The organism is Priestia sp. 3CA3, assembly GCF_056836725.1.
Window position 1 is genome coordinate 63,956 of the sequence record NZ_JBXENJ010000010.1, and the last position, 23,785, is coordinate 87,740.

The window sequence follows — 23,785 nt, forward strand, 5'->3', positions numbered from 1 at the left end:
TACCCCTGCTTTCGTAAATAGTAGTTAACTAGAAAAAAACGTTAAAAAGCGGATGATATCATGACACACGCGGTGAACGTTTTCCTAGAAACGCAGTAAAGATGAAGCATATACTAAAAGCGACGGCTGAGACGAAAAAGCCAAGCATCCATCCTAAAGCTCGCATAAACGTATCTTCATTGGGATACAGAGGCTTAACGCTTAGCCACTGGCTCACCATAATCAATGCCACTATCAAGTAAAAGCTGCTTCCTGTTAAAGCCATTTTAAGACGGTTTTTAAATGACCCTGTCCACGCTGTACTAAAAGCGCTCCACGTGAAAATACTTACAATCGTCGCTAAAAACATAAGAACAAGATGCAAATAAGGGATATCTGTAAACATAAGAAGATAGAGTAAAAATATCGTAGTGCCAAAATATAAAGCATTAATGCCAAACAAATAGCCTCCGCTCAGCCAGTGGTTTTGAAACCACTTTTTCTTGCTGAGACGTTCTACCACTCCGCTGGGAACCCACAGCGTACGCGAAAAAATAATCATCACCAGCACAAGTACCATGCCGGCCAAAAAGAATGTTGACACCTTTTCATCAGCCTTTCTGTCTAAAATAAATATGGTTAATTATACTATTTATCACAAAATTAAACTATTGTTTTCTTTACTAATGAAGAGGCTGAAACAAACGTATTTTATTAGTAGTAGGGAAATTTGAACGATGCATTGAGATTCTTGGTAGAGAATTAAATTCGTTCGGATTTTTTATGGATAGGCTGAATGTAAGTTTTATGTAGGCAGCTGCTTCTAGCTGTTGATTGGAGGGCAAGGCGAAGACTCCTGCGGGAAAAGCGGAACAGGTGAGACCCCGCAGAAGCGTAAGCGACGAGGAGGCTCACCGGCCGCCCGCGGAAAGCGAAGCCTTGCACGGAAATTAACAGCGGTGTCACAAACAATTCATATGAGCTCATTTATCCTATTTGTTCGTCTTTCAATGGGAGTAATTTAGAGATGTCTTAATCTCTATTTACATTCTTCCTCCGGTAAACGGATTGATTTCCCCTGTTAAATCACGTCCTGCTTTCTTTTCTTGGTAAGCGATGCGCTTGCCAATCGCAATTTTATTCCAAATTAGTGGAATCCAAATACACGCTCCGAAAAAAATCATCCAAAAAAGTTCTCCCATTTCTTCCACCCTTTCATTTTTTGCTTTTATTTTGAAGACAATAAGAAACGCGCATACGGTTTTTATTCTTGATTTGAATCACTCATGCCGTATGAAAAGAAATAAACTAGGACTGATAAAGCCATTCCGTAAGCGGTCCAAGCCGCTAGTAAAATGGCGTACTGATGATTGATAAAAAACACTCCGCTTGAAATCAGCAGCAGTATAAAACTAATCCATTTTATTTTTTTCATTGCTCTATGCCCTTTACTTAACCTTTTACAGTAAGTTTCTTATTGTCTACTTGTTATTACGGACAAAATGTATAAAAGTTCCATTTTTTTAAAGATAACCGAAAAAGAATTTGATAAAACGTTCAACTATCGATTATCATATACCTTAAAGTAAGCTTTACGATTCATAAGTGGGAGTGAACAATCTTGTCTTATAGCATGAAAGAAATGAATGAAAAAACCGGGCTTTCCGCACCAACTTTGCGCTATTATGAAAAAGAAGGAATCCTTCCTTTTGTAGAACGTGATGAAAATGGAAAGCGCCTCTATAACGATACGAATATTGAGTGGATCCGTTTTATCTTAGCTCTGCGCTCAACTGGCATGCCGCTTGCAGAAATAAAGCGCTACGTAGAGCTCTATAAACAAGGGGAAAGCACGATTAAAGAACGAAAAAACATGATGCTTCAGCACAAAGAAGCGGTAGAAGAAGAAATGGCCAAAACCTTTAAATACCTCGAGCAAATTAACTACAAGTTGGCTTTGTACGACTCACTAGAAGCAAGGTTAGAGCAAAAAGAAATTAAAATATAAACACAAAAGTCCGCAGGTGCACCTGCGGACTTTTTATTAATACAGTGAATCTACGGTGTTTAGCAGTTCTTCTGACCATGTCCAATCGCTGATTTCAACTGCATCTGTTACGTGGTGCAATTTACTAGCTCCGATAATACTTGATGTCACAGCGGGCTGATTTAGCACCCATGAAAGAGCAAACTGAGACAAGCTTACTTCATGTTGTTCTGCTAACTTGCGATACTGCTCCACCAGCTGAAAGTTTCGGTCAGTAAAGTAGTTTCGCAGCAGCTTTTCACCATGTGCAGCACGGCTTTCCGGCGGCACGTCATTTGGTGTTTTATATTTGCCTGAAAGCATGCCGCGCGCTAACGGACTGTATACCATAACGCCTACACCTTCGGATTGACTAAACGGCAGCAGCTCTTGTTCAATTTCACGAGAGAGAAGATTGTACTGAGGCTGAACGGAAATAAATTTTTCAAGATTCATGTTGTCACTAATATGATGAGACTTTGCGATTTGCCACGCGGCATAATTGGAGCAGCCAATATAACGAACTTTGCCTTGACGAACTAAATCATCTAGCGTGCGAAGCGTTTCTTCCATAGGTGTATGGTGATCAAAAAGATGAACTTGATAAAGATCGATGTAGTCCGTCTGCAGTCGTCGCAGCTGATTATCAACTTCTCTCATAATATGTGTACGTGAAAGACCTTTATCATTTTTGCCTTTTCCTACGGCAATGCCGACTTTTGTTGCAAGCACAACATCATCTCGTTTTCCTTTTAACGTGCGTCCAATAATTTCTTCAGATTCCCCTGTGCCATATCTAAACTCTTCATCCTGCCCTTTTCCGTAATAGTTGGCTGTGTCAATGAAGTTAATTCCGTTTTCAATGGCGCTATGTAAAATAGCTGCCGACGCTTTTTCGTCAATCCATCGTCCAAACGCCATGGTACCTAGACATAAATTTGATACTTCCAGACCTGTTGTTCCAAGCTTTCGATATTGCATCGATACCCTCTCCTTTTTATTTCTGTTTATAGTCACTATTATCATACACCTTAATGTGCACTTTAAGACAAGCTGCAGCATGCATACATCTATAAAAAACGGTTAGAAGCAGCAGTGCTTCTAACCGTTTTTAGTTCATTTATATTACCATTCTTGGTGTACAGGACGAATGATCATTTCGTTTACCGCCACACCAGCTGGCTCTTCGATCGCAAACGCAATCGCGCGTGCGATGCTTTCCACTTCAATTGCACCTTTATAAAATTCATCGATACCTGATTTTAAATCTGTATCCGTGATCGTTTCTTTTAATTCAGTTGCGATCGCTCCTGGAGAAATATTTGTTGCACGAATGTTGCTTCCGCCAGCTGATTCTTCTAGACGAAGACCTTCTGTGATCGCTTTAACCGCAAATTTGGTTGCACTGTACACGGCACTTCCAGCACCTACAGCATGTCCAGCTACAGAAGACAAGTTAATCACATGTCCATCTTTTTGCTCTCTCATCGCTGGAAGAACTGCTGAGATTCCGTAAAGAACACCTTTAATGTTCACATCAATCATTGTATTCCACTCATCTACTTTTTGGTTGCGTAGAAGAGATAATGGCATAAGACCCGCGTTGTTCACAAGCACATCAATACGTCCAAATGCTGAAAGCGCATCTTGTGCTAGCTCTTGCATTTGTTCGTGAGACGTTACGTCTACTACTTTGTAGATCGCTTCTCCGCCGTTTGCTTTAATATCTTCTTGTAATGCTTTTAAACGATCTTCACGGCGAGCTGCTAAAACAAGCTTTGCTCCTTTTGCTGAAAGCTCTTTTGCTGTTGCTTCGCCGATTCCGCTAGAAGCACCTGTAATAATGACTACTTTACCTTGTGTATTAGACATAACTGATAACCAACCCTTTCGTTTGATAAGCTTTTTATAAACCAACATCACTTATCATTTTTGTTTTTGTAAAAACTTATACAACAAGCTTACCGGTTAAAGTTCTCTTTAACGCAACAGTTTTATTAAAATTTTTTTTAGTGTTGTTCTTCATTCCTTCGAAGCCTTGTCAACCAAGGGATTACATGCTTCATATTTTCAAACATAAAGCAGCTATTATACGAAAAACGCCCCCAATGACATACGCAGCATTACGCTAGGCCAATATGTACGTGTCCCTTTTCTGCCTTGTCACAGAGGCGGTTTTGAGCATTTATTTTTATATTTTTCTTGTTATAGGTACCTTCAAGTACACTTTATCTGTTTCGCTTATTTTTTTACAATCCGCTTCTTCATTAGACATAATATGGTAAGATAAATCCATAGCTTACACATTACCGAAACTACATTAAGCTGCCGCCGTTAAAATCACGGCAATTCCATTAAAACAAGCGTGAATGATCATACTAGGGAGCAACGACTTTGTTTTTTCGTACACCCAAGCGAATACGAGACCTGAAAAAAAGTTAACGGGCAAGGTATTGTACGTTGGAATATGCACCAGCATAAAGATAAACGAACTTCCCGCCAATCCAAATACAATCCCTCCTTTACGTTTCAGCCACGTATAAAAAAAACCTCGGTAAATAATCTCTTCATAAAAAGGTGAGATCACAGCGGCTGAAACAAAAGCAAGTATAAATGAAAACAGCGACAGGTCATGCTGTAAACTGGCTGTTTTTTTATTTTCATACGTCATACCAAACCATTCCATGAGTACAACAATTGCCACACTTCCTAAGATCAGCACAAAAAGCCAAAAAAGAATGAGCGGCCAGTGACGTTTTGAAAACGATTGAAAACCAATTTTTCTATCACCAGCCTGCACCATCAGCCCATACAGAGCTGATAAAAACACAGTTGCCATAACAAATCCAGTAGCTGTTCCAGCATAGAGCTCACTTTTAAATAGCGACTGGAAAACGTGCTGCAATGCTCCTTCAATGAAAACAGGAACACCAATAAACGTAACGACTAGCATAATTACAAATGATTTTATTGTCCATAATCCTTGATTTTGTTGTTTCAATTTACTTCGCCTCCCTTTTACCTATATTCAGTGTAAAAGGTGACGTAACGTTACCTGCAAGCATTTTTTTGGAGGGATTAAACATGATTTATTTTTCTACGGGGCAAGCCGCTAAAAAATTAGGACTCACGGTGCGTACGCTTCGTTACTAAGATCAAATCGGATTGCTTCATCCATCGTCAAAAGCCGAAAATGGAAAACGCTCCTACTCAGAAACGGACTTAGTCACACTAGAGAAAATTACCCTGTTAAAAAACTTAGCCGTTCCTTTGCGAGATATTGAACTTATTCTTCATCAAGTAAGTATTGATGAACTTTTAGCGATTCATCAGCAAAAACTTCAGCAGAAAGCTTCAGAAATTCAGCGAGCTTTAGAACACACCCACACTCTTCGCAACAGTATAAAAATAGAAGGTGAACTAAACTGGAAGCAGCTCCTTCCTTTAGTTCACAATCAGCCTACTACACAAAGCAGCTGGACTGATCTGCTTTCAATAGAAGAAAGTGAGATTCTGCAGCGTGATATGCCTAAACTGGAGAATGAGAGCGCTGATAAATGGATCAGCATCATTAAACGAATTCAGCTGTGTTTAAAGCATCAGCGTTCACCACAGTCTGAAGATGGCCAGCTGATTGCGGCGGATATACTGCTTTTATCAAGTGAGCTATTTGGCCCTCATACCGATTTAGAGAAAGCCTTTTGGGATATTCGCAAATCTCCTGAGGCATCCAGTTCACTTAATCTCTATCCTATTGACAGCGAAGTCCTTCAATTTATTGAAGATGCGATTATTTTTTACGAACAACACATAAAGGAATGAAAGTATTGAAAAAAGAAAAGCTGTTTGCTAATTCTTCTTATAAAAAATTATTTATTTCAAGTACTGCGGCAAGCTTCGGAGATTTATTTGATATGTTTGCAGTGATGACGCTTTTTACATACGTGTGGCACGCAAATTCCCTCTGGATTACGCTTATTCCTGTCGCGTACGCTTTGCCTAGCATCCTGCTAAGTCAAGCAGCTGGAAATTTAGCAGACCGCTACAATAAAGTACAGCTGATGTTTCTGTCTGAACTAGTCCGTCTTCTGTTTACATGTCTGTTATTTTTCACAAATGAACCGCTTTTGGCACTAGGGGTGCTGACGCTGCGCTCTATGAGTTCTGTTATGAAAGTGCCCGCACAGCTCGCTTACGTTCTAGAAGTGGTCAAAGAAGACCAGCTGCTGCAGGCCTCTACTTTACAAAACATTATGTTTCAAATTGCCAAAGTTGTGGGACCGTTTCTCGGAGCCGCCGCGCTGACGTTTACAACACCTAAAGCATGTATTTTAGTTAACGCCGCAGCTTGTATGATTTCTATCGGCGTGCTGTTTTCACTTAAAAAAGCAGGTAAAAATATTCAAGGGCAAGCTGCTCGTTCTTCCCATCAACCGAAAGAAACGTACTCAAACGGCTGGAAACTCGTTTTTCAGTACCCGATTCTTTTACGTGTCGTTGTTTTGTTTCACGTTTCATACTTTGTCATCATGCTTGTTGATGCTCAAATTAGCATCTTTCTTCGAGATGTGCTCCCTCATAACCCGGAAATGCTCGGCTGGCTGCTTTCTGGAATCGGGCTGGGAGCGCTAGCAACAGGAGTGTATCTTAATCAAAAAAAACAGGTTCACCATCCATTTAGACTTTTATCACTTGGACTGCTTCTATTTGGAGGTTCTTTATTTTTTATTAGCTGCTTTAACCCAGCCGTTATGTCGCGCTATTTTATTTTGATTGCTGCACCTATCGGTGGCGCCGGAGTTGGACTTAATTTGCTGCTGTTTAACTATATCGTTCAAAAGTACAGTGACAAAGAGCATCTAGGGAAAGTGTACGGATTCATTAACACCTTAACGAGCGCCGTTTTACTTACTGCTCCTGTTCTTGGAGGCATGGTCGTAAAGCTTGCAGGTGCTCAGACGACTTTTTTAACGGCGGCAATCATCGTAGTAGTCGTTGGATTTGTGAGTATGGTGATGCCGCTGCGTGATAAACCGGAAAGAAACGTTCAGATTGACGCATAAAAAATATCTTTCCTTATTCCCCTGCAGCTGGCTGGATTTTAGGGACACTGCTTTTGCTAGGAAACTCTTTTTATACGAGAAGATACTTACATAGAAGAACAGCCAAAAAGTAAATATCAGTCCGGAGCCGTATATACAAACCTTCATTCGGTTATGGTAAAATAGATAAGCAAAAACTGGATGTAAGGAGATTTTTAGTTTGAAAACGGGATTAATATCTGGCATTATATCTTTAATTATTGTGATTATCATTTCTATTACAGCAGGCAACTGGCAGTATATTTACTATATTTCAGGCCCTCTTGGCATATTACTTACGGCAATTGCACTCGTAACCTTACTGGATACATTTCGATTTGAAACGAGAGGACCTTACTTTACCCCGGTCCGGCAGCGAGAGGATACAGAATGGATGAAACGTTTTATTATTGCAGCTGTTCCTCATTTAGTTGCTTCTTGTATTTGTATTTTATTTTTATAGAGCTCAAAAAAAGGTTAAAACATAACGAAATGAAGCTAACCTAAAGACGAATAAATGAGATACATGAGCTGAACCGCTTGTTACACCGCAGTTGATTTCCGTGCAAGGCTTCGCTTTCCGCGGGCGGCTGCTGAGCCTCCTCGTCGCTTGGCTCCTGCGGGGTCTCACCTCTTCCGCTTGTCCCGCAGGAGTCTTCGCCTTGCCCTCCAATCAACTGCTAGAAGGAACGAAACAGATAAAACTATATTCACCATCGTAAAAAAAACGAACCACTAATCAAACATGTTAATTAGTGGTTCGTTTTTCACTTGCGCTAAAGTACTTTTGTCACAGCTTCTTTTCTCATTTACGAAATGCCGCGCGACATACCGTAATAATCAATACGGTAGTCCACAGATCCCTCTGCAAATACATTTACAGCTGATTTAGAATCTTTTTTCGGGAATACGCGGGAAGTGAAGACAATTTTACCGCCGTTTATATAAATTTCGACAATGCTTTTGTCGACAAATACGCGAACATCGACTTCATTTGACGCCGTCCATTTTTCAGAGCGAACGACACCGTATTCCGTTGCATATTGATGGTGGAATGAAGAGCGGTCGAGTCTCACTTCTTGCTTTTCTGTATCAAACACAAGGCGAAGCTCTTCTTCTTTACTATTAAACAGCTCTAAACCAAACTGTTTGGCCCCTATCTCGCGGAACGTCATATTGATTTCATAGGCATTGTTTGTTGCTTCATCAATAATCACTTCTTCATTTTTTAGCGTTCCTCTAAAATGAACCGCTTGATCTCGAAGCTTATTTAACTCTTCTACAGGCTTTTGAACAAGTTCATTACCTTCAAGCGAAAGCTCACGAGGAAGCGTTAATGCATGGGCCCATCCGTATTCGTCTGACGGATAGTCCACGTCCGGGTTTCCAATCCATGCAAATAGCAAGCGACGTCCGCTTTCATCTTGAAACGTTTGCGGTGCATAAAAGTCAAATCCTTTATCAATTTCACGGTAATACTCCATTTCAAACGTTAAACTTTCCACATCAAAGGTTCCCACCGCGTAAATCACATTATAAATATTATGAAAATCGTGGCCCTCCGCTTTGATTCCCTGCGGTGAAAAGACAAACACATCTTTTCCGTCCAGTTTAAAGTAATCCGGGCACTCCCACATATAGCCAAAGTCAGGAAGCGATGTTTGAACTTCGCCTTTAAATGACCACTGAAGCGCATCGCTTGATTCATACACAATTAATGCACCCGTTTCGTTTTCACGCTGAGCGCCTAGCAGCATATAATATGTATCATTTTCTTTCCATACTTTCGGATCGCGCACATGTCCTGTATACCCATCAGGAACGCCTCGTACCGCTGGATTGTGCGTGTATTTTTCTACACTTCCATCCCTTTTTAGCATCGCGATACATTGATTAGCTGAGCGTGAGCCGTCTTCGTATTTTACATTCCCTGTATAAAACAGCAGCCCTTGACCATCTTTTTTGATAGCGCCGCCTGAGTATGCGCCGTGCGATTCATATTCTTCCGTTGGTGTTAGGGCAACCGGAAGGCGTTCCCACGTTACTAAATCCGTAGATTTCACATGAGCCCAGTGCTTCATTCCATGCATCGCACCGTACGGATACCACTGATAAAACACGTGATATTCACCGTTTAATTGAATCAATCCGTTTGGATCATTCATCAGCCCGTACTGTGGATGAATATGATAAATCGGCTGCCAGCTGTCTTTGATTGCTTTGTCTTTTAATGCTTCTAACTCTCCAGATTTTGCTTCTAAAATCGTTCTGTACTTCGATTCAGCCATTTCTTCAATCCCTCCAGCATCTAAAAAAAGAGAACGTATTCTCTTTGCACTCTATGATATAAAATTTCAAGTGAAAATGCTACCAAAGAACGAATGTTGTCGTTTTCTTGTGTCGGATTTTATAGATAAGTTTTTTTCTGTTTTTATAGCAGAAAAGAAGGTTTTTCTGTCAGGTGGTTGAATACTATATACAATCAAATTTCACCAGCCTGTACGAGCGTCCGACGGCACTTGCAGATTTTTTTAGCGAATCATTTGCGTTTTGCAGGAAGTATTCAACAAAATGGTAAACCCTTCATATTACATATTATAAAAGGAGGAAATGTCATGACAAAAGAAAACGTAAAAGAAACAGTGGGTAAAGAAACAAAAGGTGGAAGCAAAGAGTTATTAGTCGGCACTTTAGTAGGCAGCGTAGTGGGTGTAACAACAGCTTTACTAGTAGCGCCAAAGTCAGGAAAAGAGCTGCGTGCTTCTATTCAAGACGGAGCGAATCAAGCACTTGCTAAAACAGGTCAAGTGAAAGAAACGGTATATGCAAAAGGCCAAGATTTCAAACAGCGCACGGCTCGTCTTTCACAAAAAGTCTCCGAACAATCTTCGCAAGTTGTCAACAAAGTGAAATCTCTACGCACTGCTAAAGAACAGCCGCTTGCAGAAACGGCTGCAGCAGAAGAGCTTGAAACGACAGAAATCGTTCAAGATCCTGTTCTTGAAGCTGAAGCGGTGCAAGAAGAATTAAATACAATTACGCAAGAAGTAAGTGACTTAGAACAATCTGTCGATGAAACAAGACGTTAATAACGAGCTGTAGAGATATCTCTACAGCTTTTATGTATATTCGCTATCCTTCCTTCCACCCTTCAAAAAAATAGCCTCCATACGGACACGGCTCTGATTCCGGCAGTTCTTCATAATGCTGTCCGCTGTAATACTTCGCCAGCACAATCTTAGGCTTAAAAGCCGCTACCCCTTCACTGTCTTCTTGCTCCGCTCCGCGTTCTCTCATCAAACAAAAAATATCCATTCCCGCAAACTCTCCGTACCCTTGATAGCACGACTCATAATAAACTTTACCAGGTGTCACCAAATAACACTCCCGCTGCCACGACGGCTGCTTACTGTAGACACTCGCAATACTTATTCCACTCACTGCACACTTCCAGCTGCAAATTCCAACCATATAACGCCTCCAACGACTTAATAGTCTATTCATCTACAACTTTTGATGAAATCAAACGTCCTGAGAAATGTGCAGCATTTTATCGTCGACCAAAAACCTACGCTACCAGATTCCCTGACCCCTTGAATTCCCCCAAAAAGGTCCACCTATGCGGAAGTTGGCAGCCCGCAAGGGAGGACAACTTCCGCTTAGGTCTAGCTCTGTCTCCTTGGCTGCTCTTTAGCCACGGAAACAGAGCTACATCGATAAAAATAAAAAAGGTCTGATAAATCGACCATTTCTGGTGATTATCAGACCTCAAGTTTTTCTGCATTTGAGCGGCTTATTTGCTGTTCAAGCGATTTAGCCAGCAGGACAATTTCATGATCTACATATTTTGTTTTGATTTCTTCAATTTCCATTAATGTTTTAGAAAAGCTTTCTGCATTATTTCCCTGTCTGTGCTGCACATCTTTAAAGAAATCAAGCAGTGCCTCGTTAGACTGCGTTGGACGGCTAAAATCAATCGTGTACATTTTGTACCCCAGTGTTAAATTTGTTGTAGTTGTCATAATTATTTCCCCCATTCTTCCTATAGTGATATATCTTCTACTCTTTACCCTTTAATTCCTTCTTTTTAACCTAAATTAATTATTTTTTTCAAAAAAACTTCCTATTATAAGAAAAAACACCCTTATAACAAGGATGTTAGAGTATTCTTCCCTTCGGTACAATTCCAGATGTAAAGTCATCTTTGAACTTAAAGCTAGCAGAATTGTTTTCCTCTAGAAAATGTATTTCCCATTTAAAGACGGGATATTCAGGCTTGTACATTTCGACTTTCTGATTGGGATTTTCTTCTAATCTTGCAATTACTCGTTTGAATCCTTCATATGCAATCCACCAGTCGCTTCCGGTTTCATCGGTAATAAAACAAATAGAACCGTCAATTAAATGAAGGTTTTGCTTGATATCATCAGCATTGGTAAAATACGCATTTCCAAACGTTTGAAGACAACGATCGCAATAACCTGCTTTGCCTCCATCTTTATAAATCCAGTGTGCGATTGGCTCACTGCAGTCTTTACATGTATTCGTCACTTCTTGAAGAAATGTCTTGCCGCTCCACTGTTCTTTTTCATTTTCAAACACGGTCCATACTAAATAATCCCCCGTTTGCTCTGAAATAAAAAGGCGAAACGGCTCGTCTCGATGCCAAAAATGAATATTCTGTTCGTCTGATTCTTCAAAGTCTATGACAAAATTATCTCGTTCTAATATATGTCGAATAACATTGGTTAAAAAGGTAACATCCATACAAGGACCTCCCGTACTAAGCATAGCTTCTAGTAATATAGCGTTTATGAGTTAAAACATATCACGCGCGCTGAAATAACGTCAATGATTACCTCTTGCTTCCTCCGAAAACTGGAAAAGAAATGGTCAAACGCGCTATAATGGTAGTCATGTTAAAACGGAAAGGAGATTTTATGAAGTTTAACGTTCAATCAGCTGCACTTTTTCTTCTCTTTTTTATTTGTTTAAGCGGCTGTTCGGATAACGCCGAGCAGTCAAAAAAGCCAGCCGGCTATTTAGTTCAAGGGCGCATTTTACAAGTGAAACAGAATGAAATTCTTATTGCAAACGTCATTCCGCGAGATACCGCGCTTGACTATACAACAAAAGAAATACTTGGTTCAAGCGATGTACAGCCTATCTATGTAAAAGTTGCGGATGATCAAACATACAAAAAAGGACAGCTCGTTAAAGCATGGCTCAAAAAAGACAAAAGCGTTCAGTATTCTGTTCCCGCAAAAGGCGAGGCTGTGGAAGTCCACATTTTAAAACAGCCGTAGAAAAGCTCCTGTTACAGGAGCTTCCTTCGCGTCAGCGGACGTTCAGTCCGATTCATTTTATGCTGTTCAAAATCCCACTTTTCTAAAAAGCGCTTGGCTGATATATAACCAGATTCATATAAAAACTCGATTTCTTCTTCCTTTAAGGCAAAATCCGTTGCCGTAATCACACCCGTTGGAATTTGTACGGTTCGTTCTTTTGTCTCCGCGTTCAAATACCGCAAATCGTGAGCTTGCAGCATCGTTGTAAACATGCTTTTAAATAAATGGACAGGTGTTGGAATAATAGCAGCTGTATCAATTTCTTCTTTTACAAATCGAAAACCAAACGTCGGGAAACGCGGATGCTCCGTATCAAACAGCCAAATCGGAAAATTGCTTAAAAGCGCTCCATCGACAATGTATGACCTCTTGAACCCTTTGGATTTCCAAATGACGGGACGAAAGAAAAAAGGAATGGACGCACTCATCATCACGGCTTGTGAAATCTTCATATCGCTTGGCTGCATTCCGTATCGGGGCAAATCGTCAGGGAGCACAAGCATCTGTCCGTTCGAAATATCTGAGGCAATAATTTTCAGCTTATCTGCAGGCAAATCTGCAAACGTTTCGATTCCTTTTTCACGCAGCAGACCGTACACCCATTTTTCCAAATAATCATTTTTATAAAAACCTAAATGAACCATCAGTTCAATCAAGTTGCCAATGAGAGGAATTCGGTTAATGATCGTTTTTCCGCGAAACTTGGCATAGTCCATGTTTTGAAGCTCCTTGCGAATTTCCCCGCTTTTATAGCCGCTCGCCAAAAGTGCCGCAATCAACGCTCCGGCTGACGTACCTGCTAGACGCTGCCATTCTACATTGCTTTCTTCCATTGCTTCAATCGCACCCGTGAATGCAATTCCTCGAACGCCTCCCCCTTCAAACACAGCATCTGCTTTCACATTTTTCCCCTCCCTTGCAACTCTCTAGTTTTTATATACCCTTTTTTATATTCAGATTTTCGCTACTCCATACCTTTTATTTTTTCAACAAAAAAGACTGTTTCATTTATCGAAACAGTCTTTTCTTTACAGTCGCTTTATTACCATTCGATAGTAATTCATTGTCAGCCAGTAGAAAATGAAATAAATAACCCCGTATACTGCATCCGCTATTAAAACAGGAACGATCAGACTTTCACCGGTTAGATTCGTAATGACCTTCAGCGCAAATAGACTGTGCAAGATGCCAATTACTAAAGGCAAACCAAACGTAAACAGCTGCTGCTTTCGAACGGCGCTCATCATTTGAGACACTGAAAACCCAAGCTTGCGCAGTACTTCAAATCTTTTGCGCTCTTGTTCGGCTTCGGAGATTTGCTTAAAATAAATAATACTGCCCGTTGCCATCAAAAAGACGAGCCCTAAAAATCCTCCAATAAAAATAAACAATCCTTTACTCATTAAGCCTGCCTGAAACACATCATAGTATGAAGTACGGCTTTCTCCAGCTTCTTTTGCGATTTGATGATAGTTCTTAGTAAGTTCATTTTGTTTGTTTCCATCATCGATATTAAATACGTACACCGCTTGCTTTTTTCCAGCCTTTGAAAGTTTGATAAACGTGTCGTGATTGACTACAAACTGATAGCCGGCACTGTCAGAATCAAGAATGAGCAAAGGCTCGGATTTAACGACTTTTAAAGCAAGCTGTTCTGATTCCTTCAGCTGCACAGCTGCGGTTTTACCTGTACTAGGCTTAAACACTTTTCCTTTTGCCATTGAATCAAAAATAACGGTTTCGTTTGCGCTTAGCGCAGGAACGGAAACGCCATTTTTCCGCACTTCTTCTTCATCTAAAAAGCTGATTTGTTCCCTATCTTTATAGTAGCCCGATGTAATAAATCGAAAATCCGATAAATCAGCGGAATGCTTCACGATATGATAGACATACTGATTTGATTGGATATCTAACTCACGCAGTACATCCATAAAGCCTTGCGCTGCGTTTTTACTGTGCAGCGTATAGTCATAAGGCTGCATGCTTCTGGCATCGGCTTTTGTGTTATAGTACGAGGAATACGTCACACCAACTGCTACAAGTGTAGTAGCCGACAAAATCGTAATTAAGGTTAACACTCGTGCATTTGCTTTAATGCGATACATCATCGTAGAAACGCTTAGCATATTTGCAAACGAATAATATCGGCTTGCATGCTCTCGGTAAAGTCCCATCAGCCACTCAATTGTGGCTTTAAAAAGTAAAAATGTACCGAAAATGACCGAGAAGAGTACAACGGCTACAATTAGAAAAAAATTAGGCGTCACAATGTTTCCCGATGAAAGGTAGTACCCATAGCCAACGAGTAAGATACCCAGTCCTCCCACTGCAATTGAGCGTTTCGAATTCATTTTATTTACGCGTTCACTTTTGCTTTCTGCTTGAAACAGATCTAATAGCGTATAGCGGTACATAATAAAATAGCCTTGAAACGAGATAAAAATGGTAACAATCAAAAACACTACGGCTGTTTTTAAAACCGCTTGAAGAGAAAATGTGAGCGTAATAGAAAGCGACAGTCCCATAAGCTTTAGTAAAAACAGCACAAACAGCCTTGAAAACACGGTACCTAGTAAAATACCGACCACCAAAGAAAAAATCCCCAGCAGCATATTCTCGTAGAAAATCATTTTCCCAATCGTACGTTTTTCAATACCGACTAAATGATACAGTCCGAGCTCTCTCTTACGCTGTCTGATAAAAAATGAGTTTGTGTACCAAATAAAGACAACAATAAAAGTAAGCAGAACGTAATTTGAAGCATTAAAAATGCCCTGCAGCCTCATCTCTTCTCCAATCACTTTTGAAATCGATTGGTCGTACTGAAGCGTAGCAAACACATAGTACACAACAATACTAAAAATCATTGAAAAGAAATAAAGGCTGTACCGACTAATATTTTTGCGCATATTCTTTTTAACAAGATCAAATACGGTCATAGCCTTCACCGCCTAATGCGCCTTGAATGTTCATAATTCGTTTGAAAAATTCTTGTCTCGTTTGTTGGCCTTTAAACAGCTCCGTGTAAATTTGTCCGTCTTTAATAAACAGCACGCGGCTGCAGTAGCTTGAAGCCAGCGGATCATGCGTCACCATAATAATGGTGGCACGGTCTTCTTGATTTAACTGGGACATCTTTTCAAGCAGGCTTGAAGCGGCCTTAGAATCAAGAGCTCCGGTAGGTTCATCGGCGAAAATAACGGCTGGATTCGTAATCATTGCTCTCGCTGCTGCAACGCGCTGTTTTTGTCCACCAGAAATCTCATACGGATACTTATCCGCTAGCTCATAGATGCCCAGTCGCGTTGCGGTGTCTTTCAGCTTCGCTTCCATTTCTTTCTTAGACATTTTTGTAACCGTAAGCGGCAGAAGAATATTTTCTTTTACAGTTAACGTATCCAATAAGTTATAATCTTGAAAAATAAATCCTAAATGATTGCGTCTAAAAGCAGACAGCTTCTTATCTTTCATGAGCGCCACGTTTTCTCCTTGAATCCATATCTCGCCGTCGGTGGGACGGTCAATCGTTGAAAGAATGTTCATCAGCGTCGTTTTTCCCGCTCCAGATGGTCCCATAATACCGACAAACTCTCCTTCTTCGATTGTAAAATCAATTCCTTTTAGCGCTTCGTATACGTTTCCTCTTGATCCAAACGTTTTGGTTACATTTTTCCCTTCAAGGACAATGCTCATTTCCCTTCCTCCTTTCGTTCTTTTGTAGGCCACACGCTTTTCACCCGCTGCGGCAGCTCATTTTTTGTTATAATGTCATATTTCCGAACTTCGTTACCTCGAACAAAAAGGTCAATAACCGTTCCTTCTTTTAACTGTTTAATCGTCGTAAACGTTTGAAACGTTGTTTGTCCTTTTTCGTTTATTACTGAAATGGTATATTGAACTCGTCCATAGTCGTCCACTTTTTTTGCTTCTTTTGGGATGATCCCGTATTGATGCTCCGTTGCGGCGTTTTGATAAATCTTTATTCCTCCTATACATGCTCCCACAATAAAAATCAGGGCTAAAAGGCTAATCCACTTTCGCTTCATGTACGTTCCCTCCTTGTGTATAGCTCTATCATACTTCGTAACAAGGAAAGATTCGTTTGAAGCAGATGACAATCTCGGCTTTCAACCTTACATTTTTGAAAGGTTATCAAAAGAATTCGGTTTGTAGAAGGTCAAAATTACGGTTGTTCCTTCGTGTAAAAGTGAATGTACCTCTATTCGATGGCCAAGAGCATCTGTAATTTTTTTTGAAAAATACAGCCCTAGCCCCGTAGCTCCTTTCGATTTTCTTCCGACATTTCCTGTAAATCCTTTTTCAAATACGCGCGGAAGGTCTTGTGGTGGAATGCCCTCCCCTTGGTCAACGATAAATAACTTCACATACTTCGGCGTTTCTTCACTAAAAAAAGAAAGCTTTCCTTCTAGAGGGTTATATTTAATTGCATTGGATAACACTTGCCTCACAACAAACTGCATCCACTTTGGGTCAGTTTGCACTAACGTATCTAGATTCTTTTCATCAATATGCAGTCTTTTCTCAATACACCATTTCGAGAAATACGCAACGTTTGGAAAAACAAGTTCGCTTAGCGACACTGCCTGCACCTGGTAATCTTTTTCTAAGTGACGCAGACGTGCGGCATATAAATTCTGATCTACTAACCCATCAATTTTCATCCATTCATCTTCAATATCCTTAAGCCAAGGCCATTTATAAAGCTCTGTACGACGAGCGTTAATAAGCAGCTTCATAGCAGTAAGCGGTGTTTTGATTTCGTGAACCCACGTCGTTATATATTCCTCTTGCTCTCGCTGCTGTACGTGAAGAGCGTGAGTTTGTCTGCGATAGACACGATCTATACGCTGCAGCAGACTCAGCATGTCTTCATCTGCTTTCGTTCGCACGTATGAATGCATTTCTTGTAAATCGTACGCGTCATTCTGCAGCATTAAACTTAATCTTTTTATAAATCTTCTTTCTTTTACTCCTCTCCATAAAAGAAACAGAATTAGCATACACAGCGTTAAAAGATTCAAGTACCAAAACGAAGTAGACGATACCTTAATATCATACTCGAGAAGCAGCAGAGCATCGATTACACTCAGCCATAGAAGAACGAATAGAATCCAGCTTAGCCTTTCTCTTAAAAAACTTTTCCACATTTTAATTCACCAGATATCCTTGACCTTTTTTGGTCACGATTTGATCATTCAGCCCGATTTCTTCCAGCTTGGTACGAATGCGTGTGATGTTGACTGAAAGCGTATTGTCACTTACAAATTTCTCATCTTCCCATAATCTTCGCATAAGCTCTTCTCGCGATACAATCTTGCCTCGCTCTTCCAAAAGAAGCCGTAAAATAAAAAATTCATTTTTCGTTAAATGAACTTCTCGATCGTTATAATGCAAACTTCCTTTTTTTAAGTCTAGCACCGCGCCGTTCCACTCGATAACGTCTGAAATCGTGTCTCCATACGAATACGTTCTGCGCAGAAGTGCCTGCACTTTAGCAATAAGAACATCCAAGTTAAACGGCTTTTGGATATAGTCATCCGCCCCAACATTCATTGCCATAACAATGTCCATTGGATGTTCACGAGACGACAGAAATACGATAGGAGTTTTTGAAACTGTACGTATTTGCTGACACCAGTAAAACCCGTCATATACAGGTAAATTCACGTCTAAAATGACCAATTCTGGGCTTTCTCCAATAAATACTTCCATTACCTTTTGAAAATCTTCTACTCCAGCCACTTCAAATGACCACTGTTCGAATTTTTCTTTCACTAATTCATATATTTTGCTATCGTCTTCTACAATTAAAATTTTCATACCTTCACCTCTGTATTCTCCTATGTATTATGTATACCCGACTGTTGAGGGTTTTCTTAAAAGTTCATCTAACCCATTAGCATGACGGCAATTTTCTTAAAAATAAACTTTTTATGTCTGTAAAATGAAGAATGAACGAGTATTATCGTAGTGTAAACTCGTGCATGATACAAGTATCTCTGTTTAAATACTACAAAATAATGACAATATCGTTAATAAGTAATCTTTAAACTCCATTAAATGCTCATTTTTTGTTACTATAGTATATAAGATGAAAACTTAAACTAATTTGACATGTGGATATGTAAAAAGGAGCTAGTTATCAATGAGTGTACCCAACAAATTACGCGACAACGCAATGGTGATGTTAAAAGAGACAAGCCGAACATTTTTTATTCCAATTAGCCACTTGCCGGCAGAATTGCAAGATGCAGTAGGATCTGCTTACTTATGTATGAGGGCAATTGATGAAATTGAAGATCACCCTGAGCTAGAAGCCGGTGTAAAAAGCCGCTTGCTTTACGCCATTAGTGACCTGTTAAAAAAGTCTTTTAACGAAGACGACTACATGGCATTAGTAGGTCCTTATCAAGCTAATTTACCTGACGTAACGCTTCAGCTCGGCAACTGGATTGCGCTTTGTCCGACTGGAGTTGCAGATCAAGTATTAGATGCAACTTCTATTATGGCCAAAGGAATGGCCGATTGGGTAGAAAAAGACTGGCATATTCAAAATGAAGCGGATTTAGATGACTATACGTTCTATGTAGCTGGTCTAGTAGGCGTGATGCTTAACGACATTTGGAAATGGTATGACGGCACGGAGACAGACAAAGAATTAGCCATTGCATTTGGACGCGGCTTGCAGTCTGTAAATATTCTGCGCAATACCTCGGAAGATTCAGAGCGTGGAGTCAGCTTCTTCCCTAACAACTGGAGCAGAGAAGATATGTTTGCCTATGCTCGCCGCAATCTGTCACTAGGAAAGAAATATTTAGAAGATGTCAAATCGCTTCCGATTCTTCATTTCTGTAAAATTCCGTTAGCGCTTGCCGATGGAACGTTAAACGCCTTAATGAAAGGAAAAGAAAAAATGACGCGCGACGATGTAAATAAAACGGTAAGTGAAGTTGTGGATATGTAAAAGCAAAAGCACGGAGCCCATTGGTTCCGTGCTTTTTATATTTCTACCTGCAGACTTTCATATAAAGCAGTTATTTCCCCTTGAATAATGGGGTAGCGTTTCAGGGTCGGAACACTTGAAAGCTTTGGCGCTCGCTTTTGCTCTGCTGCTGCGGCTAGCTGAGCAAATGTTTCCTGAAGCTCTCGCTTTTCCATTTCTGACAGCTCATATCCTTCATACGACGCAAGAAGCATATAACCTAACTGCTGCGTAGCGACAACTGCCGGCCACAGTCCTTCAAGCTTGACGGCCGTTTTAGAATATTCTCCAATCACATTATCATAAAGCGCCCGAAGATTAACTAGTTCCCCTTGAAGCTTATTTCTTTCTTGTTTAATTCTTTCTTCATCTTGTTCAGTGCTTAGCATTTCTAAAAATTGTCCTTCTTTTCGAATGACATCTCCAAGTAAATACGGCAGACGAAGCGAAGAAGCTCGTTTAAAAACTAATACCGTACCGACCACTCCAATAACAGAACCAATAACAATATCAATCACCCGAGCGGACGTAAAGTAGCTAATCGCTTTGTCCGGATGACCGCTTTCAGCAATTAAAAGAGCATTCGGTGTGATAAAAAGCGTACCGAGCGCGTAGTTTTTAACAATCACAATTTCAATCGTTGACTGAAGCACAAAGACAATGAGCGCAATGACAATTCCCGTTGGTTCAAGCATGAGAATCCCGGTTCCAATTAAAATACCTAAAATGGTTCCGACAGAGCGTTGAATACCTCGCTGAACCGTTGCACGAACGGTTGCCCCAAGCATCACTCCTGCACACGTGAGAGGAATCCAGTAAGACCTTGGAATATCTGTCGTGTAGGCAACAGCTGCGGCGATAATCATAATAATTCCGTAGCGCAAAGCGTTTTTAAGTACATACGAACGTTTGTGAAAAGCAGCTTTTAACCGTGCTTTTACGCTGCCTTGTGAAAATTGAATATACTCCGTTTCTTTTAATTCCTTCATTTGAAGAACGTCGTTTACATCTAGTAACAATGTGCGCAGCTCTTCTTTGATGGACAGCTCTTCAATTTCTTCTCGCACGTCTCGAATTTTTTTATGTTTTTTTAACGTGGCCATTTCGGATGCGAACGTTTCAATTACCGCTTGTGCTTTTTTCGAAACAGCCGGATTAAAATCATTCGCAGCGGCCATCACAAAAATAAACAGCCCTTCAGCTTTTTGGTTTAATAAAAACAGGCGGTGAGAAAACGAGGATTTTTTTCGATTAATTTTCGCTTGCTTCATTGCTGTTTCCGCTGCTCGAAGCTCTACAACCGTTTTGTGCTGCTCAGCGTGAAACGATTCCGTGCCAAGTGATCCAACAAATGAAGCTAGCTGCCTATAAGCTTTCGCCACAGCGGCCGTTTCAGGCCCGCGCGGATTAATAAGCCAGCCGCTCATGCTAATACACCAAGATAGTGCTCCTCCTAAAAAAACGAGACCTGCATGCAAAAAAACTGCCTGTAAATTCGGAGCTGGAATGCTTGTACTCACTGCAAATGAAAGGACAAAAAACATCGCGGAAGGTCCCGGAATTTTTAAAGCTCCGAAGATATAAACCGATACGGCTCCAATTACACCAAATAAAATAGTTTTCATCCACTCCACGTCAGCAAATAACGAGCCTAGCGTAAAGCACAGCGTAACGCCAAGCAAAGCTAAAAATAACTTAACGGCACGCTGCGCGTAAGGTTCATCTTTTGTATACAAATATGTAAAGCCGCCAATACTTGCAATGAGTCCGTACTGCAAATGATCAAACAAAATTCCTATTAAAATCGGCAAACTTGAAGACAAGCCCGAGCTGATTCCTCTTACCCACGGAGAAGAAGCGTGGTTAAAGCGAAAAGCAGCTTTGATTCCCGGCGCTTTTGGAGAAGCCTCAATTTTATGATGAATTTCCGTATGATTATATGTTGGTGACTTTTTGTCATCACTCACCTTGACCTCCTCCTTTCTCTTCATATATCTTTCCTGTTCTTAAAACGAGATAAACCTAAAAAAGCGCTGTTCCTATCCGTATTGTGTTTAGGAACAGCGCTTTTTATCCTTATGAGCAGCGTACAGTAAAAACAAAAAGCAGATGAAACGAATGTCTCATCTGCTTTTTACTAACAGCTCTACTGCTTCTTTTACTAAGTTTTCGGTATTCTCGCCTTTTTCAATGCTTTCTCTTACGCATTGTTCAAGGTTTGTGCTGACAATAACACCCATCGTGCGATCAATTGCGCTTCTGGCTGCTGAGAGCTGTGTCACGATGTCGCGGCAGTCTTTTCCTTGTTCCATCATATTCAAGACGCCTTTTAACTGACCTTCAATTCGTTTCAAGCGATTTTTAACTTGCTTATCATATTCCATCATACTACTACCTCCGCTCATGCATGATTGCGTTTCTTGCTTTTAAGCTATACGCAAGAAGTAAATGTATACACAACTTTATACCTATTAGGGTATGATGTCAAGTAAAGGAAATTGACTCTTTTTTTCACCTAGGACTCACCCACATGCAAATAGACACTTCACACTCCATTTAATCTGAATCATAAGTAGATAAACATCAGAAAGTATAACTCTCAGAATATTATGGGGGCTTTTTACATCTTACAGACAAGACAAAATGATCATTTTTACATAATTGTTAATACTTGTTTACACCGTATTTATTGTCCTGTAATCTAAACTTAGCAATCTGAGAGTATAGTTAAGCTGTAAAAACGACTACACTGGAGGTTTGAGATGAGTACATACGGGAAAAAATTAATGGCAAGTCTATTCATTATCATTGCATGCGTTTTAGGGTTTATAGGACATGCAGCGTTTTTAGCTCCTGAAAAAACGGAAGCCGAAGTAAACTATGATGCAACGCTTTATTTTCCACTGGACCGATATCCTGAAACGGGTGATCATATTCGCGACGCGATTGCCGCTGGTCACTCTTCCGTTTGCACAATTGATCGCGACGGTGCTGAAGCGAATCGGGAAGAATCGCTGAAAGGATACCCAACAAAAACAGGATATGACCGCGATGAATGGCCAATGGCTATGTGCGAAGAAGGCGGAGCGGGAGCTGATATTCGCTATATTTCACCTTCTGATAACCGCGGAGCGGGCTCATGGGTTGGAAATCAATTAGAACAATACCCAGATGGTACACGCGTACAATTTATCGTGCAATAATAGCTGAACAAGCTTTACTTTGAAGAGGTGAAAAGATGAAAACAAAATGGAAAGAACAAGAGCTAACGATGTCATATCATCAGTTTACGCTGTTTCAAAAAGGACAGCCAAAGCCCCATCACGACTGGAGTGATGAAGATATTCAAAAAGGATATGTCGCAGATGATAAAGCCATTTCGTTTGAAGCCGTGTCGAACACAAAAGCCATTGTCGAAGTGTGGGTAAACGAAACTCCAGACGCATCACAAGCTGAAAAGACGACTCGCCTTCCATTTCACGTCGAAAGCGATGGCATTGAAATCAAAAGCGTCCTATCTGAAGCCTTAAGCTATGATATTCCAAAAGGATATTATTACGTTACATGCCTGACCATTCCTCTTCAAGAAAAAACAAACTCAGGCCTTTATTTAGTGAAGTATTTGCTGCATTTTGAAAGTCAATAAAAAAAGACGACCTACTGTAGACAGTTCAGGTAATATACAACACTAATAACTCATAAAAAGCTCAGAGCGATATATAGCTCTGAGCTTTTTGGTGCAAGATACTAAAATATCCATCCGTTAAAGACCATGCCTAAATTAATAATAAAATGAAAAACTACGGCTGGGTATATGCTTTTCGTCTTTAAAACGACAAATGCATAGAAAAGTCCACCAAAAGAAAAAAGTAAACTTGTTACCACAGGAATTCCTATTGATATGTGCAAGAGACCAAATCCAATACTCGTAATAAAAACAGCGTAAAAAGTCGATAGATTACTTTTTAATTGAGATAACATGATCCCTCTCCAAAGCACCTCTTCTAAATTAGCGTTTATGATTGAGAATACTATACCGTATATGACGAATGATTTTGTATAGCTTATATCTTCAGCGAATAGTAAAGGTACAAAAATTGTAGCCGAACCAATTAGACCAAACAGTAAAAAATACGTTAGCTTAATTGAATGATGTGGCATCACTATGCGTTTCTGCCAGTCTGGTAATGATGCAAAAAGAAATACCTTTTGCTTGGACAATAAAATTGAAAGCAATAGTCCACCTATGATAAACAAAAGTAAAACTCTGTTTACAATGATTTTCATCTCTTTAGATAGATCCCATTCAATGAAATAATTGCTTCCTACTTGAAACATACATGTCCCT

At 40.2% G+C, this 23,785-nt stretch carries 30 protein-coding genes; 10 read left to right on the plus strand and 20 right to left on the minus strand.

From position 1 onward, the window contains the following. Nucleotides 1-58: 58 nt before the first annotated feature. Nucleotides 59-559, minus strand: a complete 501-nt coding sequence (locus AC1VNJ_RS22485; RefSeq protein WP_255287213.1) for a hypothetical protein — start codon at nt 557-559, stop codon at nt 59-61. A 250-nt stretch (nt 560-809) separates the two neighbouring features. Here AC1VNJ_RS22485 and AC1VNJ_RS22490 point away from each other — a divergent pair, with 250 nt between their 5' ends. Then, on the plus strand, nt 810-1,004 hold the full coding sequence (locus AC1VNJ_RS22490) for a hypothetical protein (RefSeq protein WP_048407606.1): 195 nt from the start codon (nt 810-812) through the stop codon (nt 1,002-1,004). 18 nt (nt 1,005-1,022) lie between these two features. Here the strand turns inward: AC1VNJ_RS22490 and AC1VNJ_RS22495 are convergent, their stop codons facing one another. Continuing rightward, nucleotides 1,023-1,181, minus strand: coding sequence for a hypothetical protein (locus tag AC1VNJ_RS22495; RefSeq protein ID WP_482641322.1), 159 nt, complete (start codon nt 1,179-1,181; stop codon nt 1,023-1,025). Between the two features lie 62 nt (nt 1,182-1,243). Next, nucleotides 1,244-1,414, minus strand: coding sequence for a hypothetical protein (locus tag AC1VNJ_RS22500; RefSeq protein ID WP_165573631.1), 171 nt, complete (start codon nt 1,412-1,414; stop codon nt 1,244-1,246). A 186-nt stretch (nt 1,415-1,600) separates the two neighbouring features. On the opposite strand from AC1VNJ_RS22500, the gene AC1VNJ_RS22505 reads away from it, so the two are divergent. After that, complete coding sequence (locus AC1VNJ_RS22505; protein ID WP_033579956.1) at nt 1,601-1,987, plus strand: MerR family transcriptional regulator; 387 nt, start codon at nt 1,601-1,603, stop codon at nt 1,985-1,987. A 36-nt stretch (nt 1,988-2,023) separates the two neighbouring features. Here the strand turns inward: AC1VNJ_RS22505 and AC1VNJ_RS22510 are convergent, their stop codons facing one another. The 3 genes from AC1VNJ_RS22510 to AC1VNJ_RS22520 all read right to left on the minus strand — a co-directional run bounded on the left by AC1VNJ_RS22510 (nt 2,024) and on the right by AC1VNJ_RS22520 (nt 5,006). Beyond that, the gene (locus tag AC1VNJ_RS22510; RefSeq protein ID WP_482641323.1) at nt 2,024-2,986 is read right to left on the minus strand and encodes an aldo/keto reductase; all 963 of its coding nucleotides are present in this window, start codon (nt 2,984-2,986) and stop codon (nt 2,024-2,026) included. 144 nt (nt 2,987-3,130) lie between these two features. Then, nucleotides 3,131-3,877, minus strand: coding sequence for an SDR family oxidoreductase (locus tag AC1VNJ_RS22515; RefSeq protein WP_154989864.1), 747 nt, complete (start codon nt 3,875-3,877; stop codon nt 3,131-3,133). Between the two features lie 448 nt (nt 3,878-4,325). Continuing rightward, on the minus strand, nt 4,326-5,006 hold the full coding sequence (locus tag AC1VNJ_RS22520) for a CPBP family intramembrane glutamic endopeptidase (protein ID WP_098627232.1): 681 nt from the start codon (nt 5,004-5,006) through the stop codon (nt 4,326-4,328). A gap of 164 nt (nt 5,007-5,170) precedes the next feature. Between AC1VNJ_RS22520 and AC1VNJ_RS22525 the strand changes: the two genes are divergently transcribed. The 3 genes from AC1VNJ_RS22525 (at nt 5,171) to AC1VNJ_RS22535 (ending at nt 7,549) form a co-directional block, all read left to right on the plus strand. Then, complete coding sequence (locus AC1VNJ_RS22525) at nt 5,171-5,827, plus strand: MerR family transcriptional regulator (RefSeq protein WP_482641324.1); 657 nt, start codon at nt 5,171-5,173, stop codon at nt 5,825-5,827. Further along, complete coding sequence (locus AC1VNJ_RS22530) at nt 5,824-7,068, plus strand: MFS transporter (RefSeq protein ID WP_482641325.1); 1,245 nt, start codon at nt 5,824-5,826, stop codon at nt 7,066-7,068. Before AC1VNJ_RS22525 ends, AC1VNJ_RS22530 begins: the two co-directional genes overlap by 4 nt. Nucleotides 7,069-7,267: 199 nt before the next feature. Continuing rightward, a complete protein-coding gene (locus AC1VNJ_RS22535) occupies nt 7,268-7,549 on the plus strand; it encodes a hypothetical protein (protein WP_028414975.1) in 282 nt (93 codons plus the stop codon). Between the two features lie 40 nt (nt 7,550-7,589). On the opposite strand, the gene AC1VNJ_RS22540 is transcribed toward AC1VNJ_RS22535, so the two are convergent. Together AC1VNJ_RS22540 and AC1VNJ_RS22545 are read right to left on the minus strand one after the other, a co-directional pair. Then, entirely contained in the window at nt 7,590-7,763 is a 174-nt protein-coding gene (locus AC1VNJ_RS22540; RefSeq protein ID WP_165573632.1) for a hypothetical protein, read from the minus strand. Nucleotides 7,764-7,895: 132 nt separating this feature from the next. Next, nucleotides 7,896-9,374: a glycoside hydrolase family 32 protein gene (locus AC1VNJ_RS22545; protein ID WP_328171962.1), complete on the minus strand. Its 1,479-nt coding sequence runs from the start codon at nt 9,372-9,374 to the stop codon at nt 7,896-7,898. Nucleotides 9,375-9,701: 327 nt separating this feature from the next. On the opposite strand from AC1VNJ_RS22545, the gene AC1VNJ_RS22550 reads away from it, so the two are divergent. Beyond that, on the plus strand, nt 9,702-10,175 hold the full coding sequence (locus tag AC1VNJ_RS22550; protein ID WP_047750012.1) for a YtxH domain-containing protein: 474 nt from the start codon (nt 9,702-9,704) through the stop codon (nt 10,173-10,175). Nucleotides 10,176-10,218: 43 nt separating this feature from the next. Here AC1VNJ_RS22550 and AC1VNJ_RS22555 read toward each other — a convergent pair whose 3' ends face one another. From AC1VNJ_RS22555 to AC1VNJ_RS22565, 3 genes are all read right to left on the minus strand, one after another. Beyond that, nucleotides 10,219-10,557, minus strand: coding sequence for a hypothetical protein (locus tag AC1VNJ_RS22555; RefSeq protein WP_482641326.1), 339 nt, complete (start codon nt 10,555-10,557; stop codon nt 10,219-10,221). A gap of 290 nt (nt 10,558-10,847) precedes the next feature. Beyond that, on the minus strand, nt 10,848-11,108 hold the full coding sequence (locus tag AC1VNJ_RS22560) for a hypothetical protein (protein WP_016765166.1): 261 nt from the start codon (nt 11,106-11,108) through the stop codon (nt 10,848-10,850). Nucleotides 11,109-11,244: 136 nt separating this feature from the next. Next, nucleotides 11,245-11,853, minus strand: coding sequence for a hypothetical protein (locus tag AC1VNJ_RS22565; RefSeq protein WP_482641327.1), 609 nt, complete (start codon nt 11,851-11,853; stop codon nt 11,245-11,247). A gap of 173 nt (nt 11,854-12,026) precedes the next feature. On the opposite strand from AC1VNJ_RS22565, the gene AC1VNJ_RS22570 reads away from it, so the two are divergent. Next, the gene (locus AC1VNJ_RS22570) at nt 12,027-12,392 is read left to right on the plus strand and encodes a DUF3221 domain-containing protein (protein WP_430093503.1); all 366 of its coding nucleotides are present in this window, start codon (nt 12,027-12,029) and stop codon (nt 12,390-12,392) included. Nucleotides 12,393-12,403: 11 nt separating this feature from the next. On the opposite strand, the gene AC1VNJ_RS22575 is transcribed toward AC1VNJ_RS22570, so the two are convergent. From AC1VNJ_RS22575 to AC1VNJ_RS22600, 6 genes are all read right to left on the minus strand, one after another. Then, a complete protein-coding gene (locus AC1VNJ_RS22575; RefSeq protein WP_028414980.1) occupies nt 12,404-13,336 on the minus strand; it encodes a patatin-like phospholipase family protein in 933 nt (310 codons plus the stop codon). Nucleotides 13,337-13,462: 126 nt separating this feature from the next. Continuing rightward, nucleotides 13,463-15,373 carry an ABC transporter permease gene (locus AC1VNJ_RS22580; protein ID WP_482641328.1) on the minus strand — a complete coding sequence of 637 codons (1,911 nt, stop codon included), beginning with the start codon at nt 15,371-15,373 and terminating at the stop codon, nt 13,463-13,465. Then, nucleotides 15,360-16,127, minus strand: coding sequence for an ABC transporter ATP-binding protein (locus tag AC1VNJ_RS22585; RefSeq protein WP_482641329.1), 768 nt, complete (start codon nt 16,125-16,127; stop codon nt 15,360-15,362). Before AC1VNJ_RS22585 ends, AC1VNJ_RS22580 begins: the two co-directional genes overlap by 14 nt. Then, the gene (locus AC1VNJ_RS22590; protein ID WP_034263848.1) at nt 16,124-16,480 is read right to left on the minus strand and encodes a YxeA family protein; all 357 of its coding nucleotides are present in this window, start codon (nt 16,478-16,480) and stop codon (nt 16,124-16,126) included. Before AC1VNJ_RS22590 ends, AC1VNJ_RS22585 begins: the two co-directional genes overlap by 4 nt. Before the next feature lie 87 nt (nt 16,481-16,567). Continuing rightward, nucleotides 16,568-17,602: a sensor histidine kinase gene (locus AC1VNJ_RS22595; RefSeq protein WP_482641330.1), complete on the minus strand. Its 1,035-nt coding sequence runs from the start codon at nt 17,600-17,602 to the stop codon at nt 16,568-16,570. A 1-nt stretch (nt 17,603) separates the two neighbouring features. Then, nucleotides 17,604-18,275, minus strand: a complete 672-nt coding sequence (locus AC1VNJ_RS22600) for a response regulator transcription factor (protein WP_047750006.1) — start codon at nt 18,273-18,275, stop codon at nt 17,604-17,606. Nucleotides 18,276-18,600: 325 nt separating this feature from the next. Between AC1VNJ_RS22600 and AC1VNJ_RS22605 the strand changes: the two genes are divergently transcribed. Then, nucleotides 18,601-19,419 (plus strand): squalene/phytoene synthase family protein, encoded by an 819-nt coding sequence (locus AC1VNJ_RS22605; RefSeq protein WP_155007715.1) that lies wholly within the window; start codon nt 18,601-18,603, stop codon nt 19,417-19,419. 35 nt (nt 19,420-19,454) lie between these two features. Here the strand turns inward: AC1VNJ_RS22605 and AC1VNJ_RS22610 are convergent, their stop codons facing one another. Then, on the minus strand, nt 19,455-21,404 hold the full coding sequence (locus AC1VNJ_RS22610; RefSeq protein WP_033579941.1) for an FUSC family protein: 1,950 nt from the start codon (nt 21,402-21,404) through the stop codon (nt 19,455-19,457). A 156-nt stretch (nt 21,405-21,560) separates the two neighbouring features. Then, on the minus strand, nt 21,561-21,821 hold the full coding sequence (locus AC1VNJ_RS22615; protein ID WP_013058561.1) for a metal-sensitive transcriptional regulator: 261 nt from the start codon (nt 21,819-21,821) through the stop codon (nt 21,561-21,563). A gap of 378 nt (nt 21,822-22,199) precedes the next feature. Here AC1VNJ_RS22615 and AC1VNJ_RS22620 point away from each other — a divergent pair, with 378 nt between their 5' ends. Both AC1VNJ_RS22620 and comJ read left to right on the plus strand, forming a co-directional pair. Continuing rightward, nucleotides 22,200-22,640 carry a NucA/NucB deoxyribonuclease domain-containing protein gene (locus AC1VNJ_RS22620; protein WP_033579940.1) on the plus strand — a complete coding sequence of 147 codons (441 nt, stop codon included), beginning with the start codon at nt 22,200-22,202 and terminating at the stop codon, nt 22,638-22,640. A gap of 35 nt (nt 22,641-22,675) precedes the next feature. Next, nucleotides 22,676-23,083, plus strand: coding sequence for a competence protein ComJ (gene comJ / locus AC1VNJ_RS22625; RefSeq protein ID WP_033579939.1), 408 nt, complete (start codon nt 22,676-22,678; stop codon nt 23,081-23,083). Between the two features lie 101 nt (nt 23,084-23,184). Here comJ and AC1VNJ_RS22630 read toward each other — a convergent pair whose 3' ends face one another. After that, nucleotides 23,185-23,775 (minus strand): CPBP family intramembrane glutamic endopeptidase, encoded by a 591-nt coding sequence (locus AC1VNJ_RS22630; RefSeq protein ID WP_482641331.1) that lies wholly within the window; start codon nt 23,773-23,775, stop codon nt 23,185-23,187. Nucleotides 23,776-23,785: the final 10 nt, after the last annotated feature.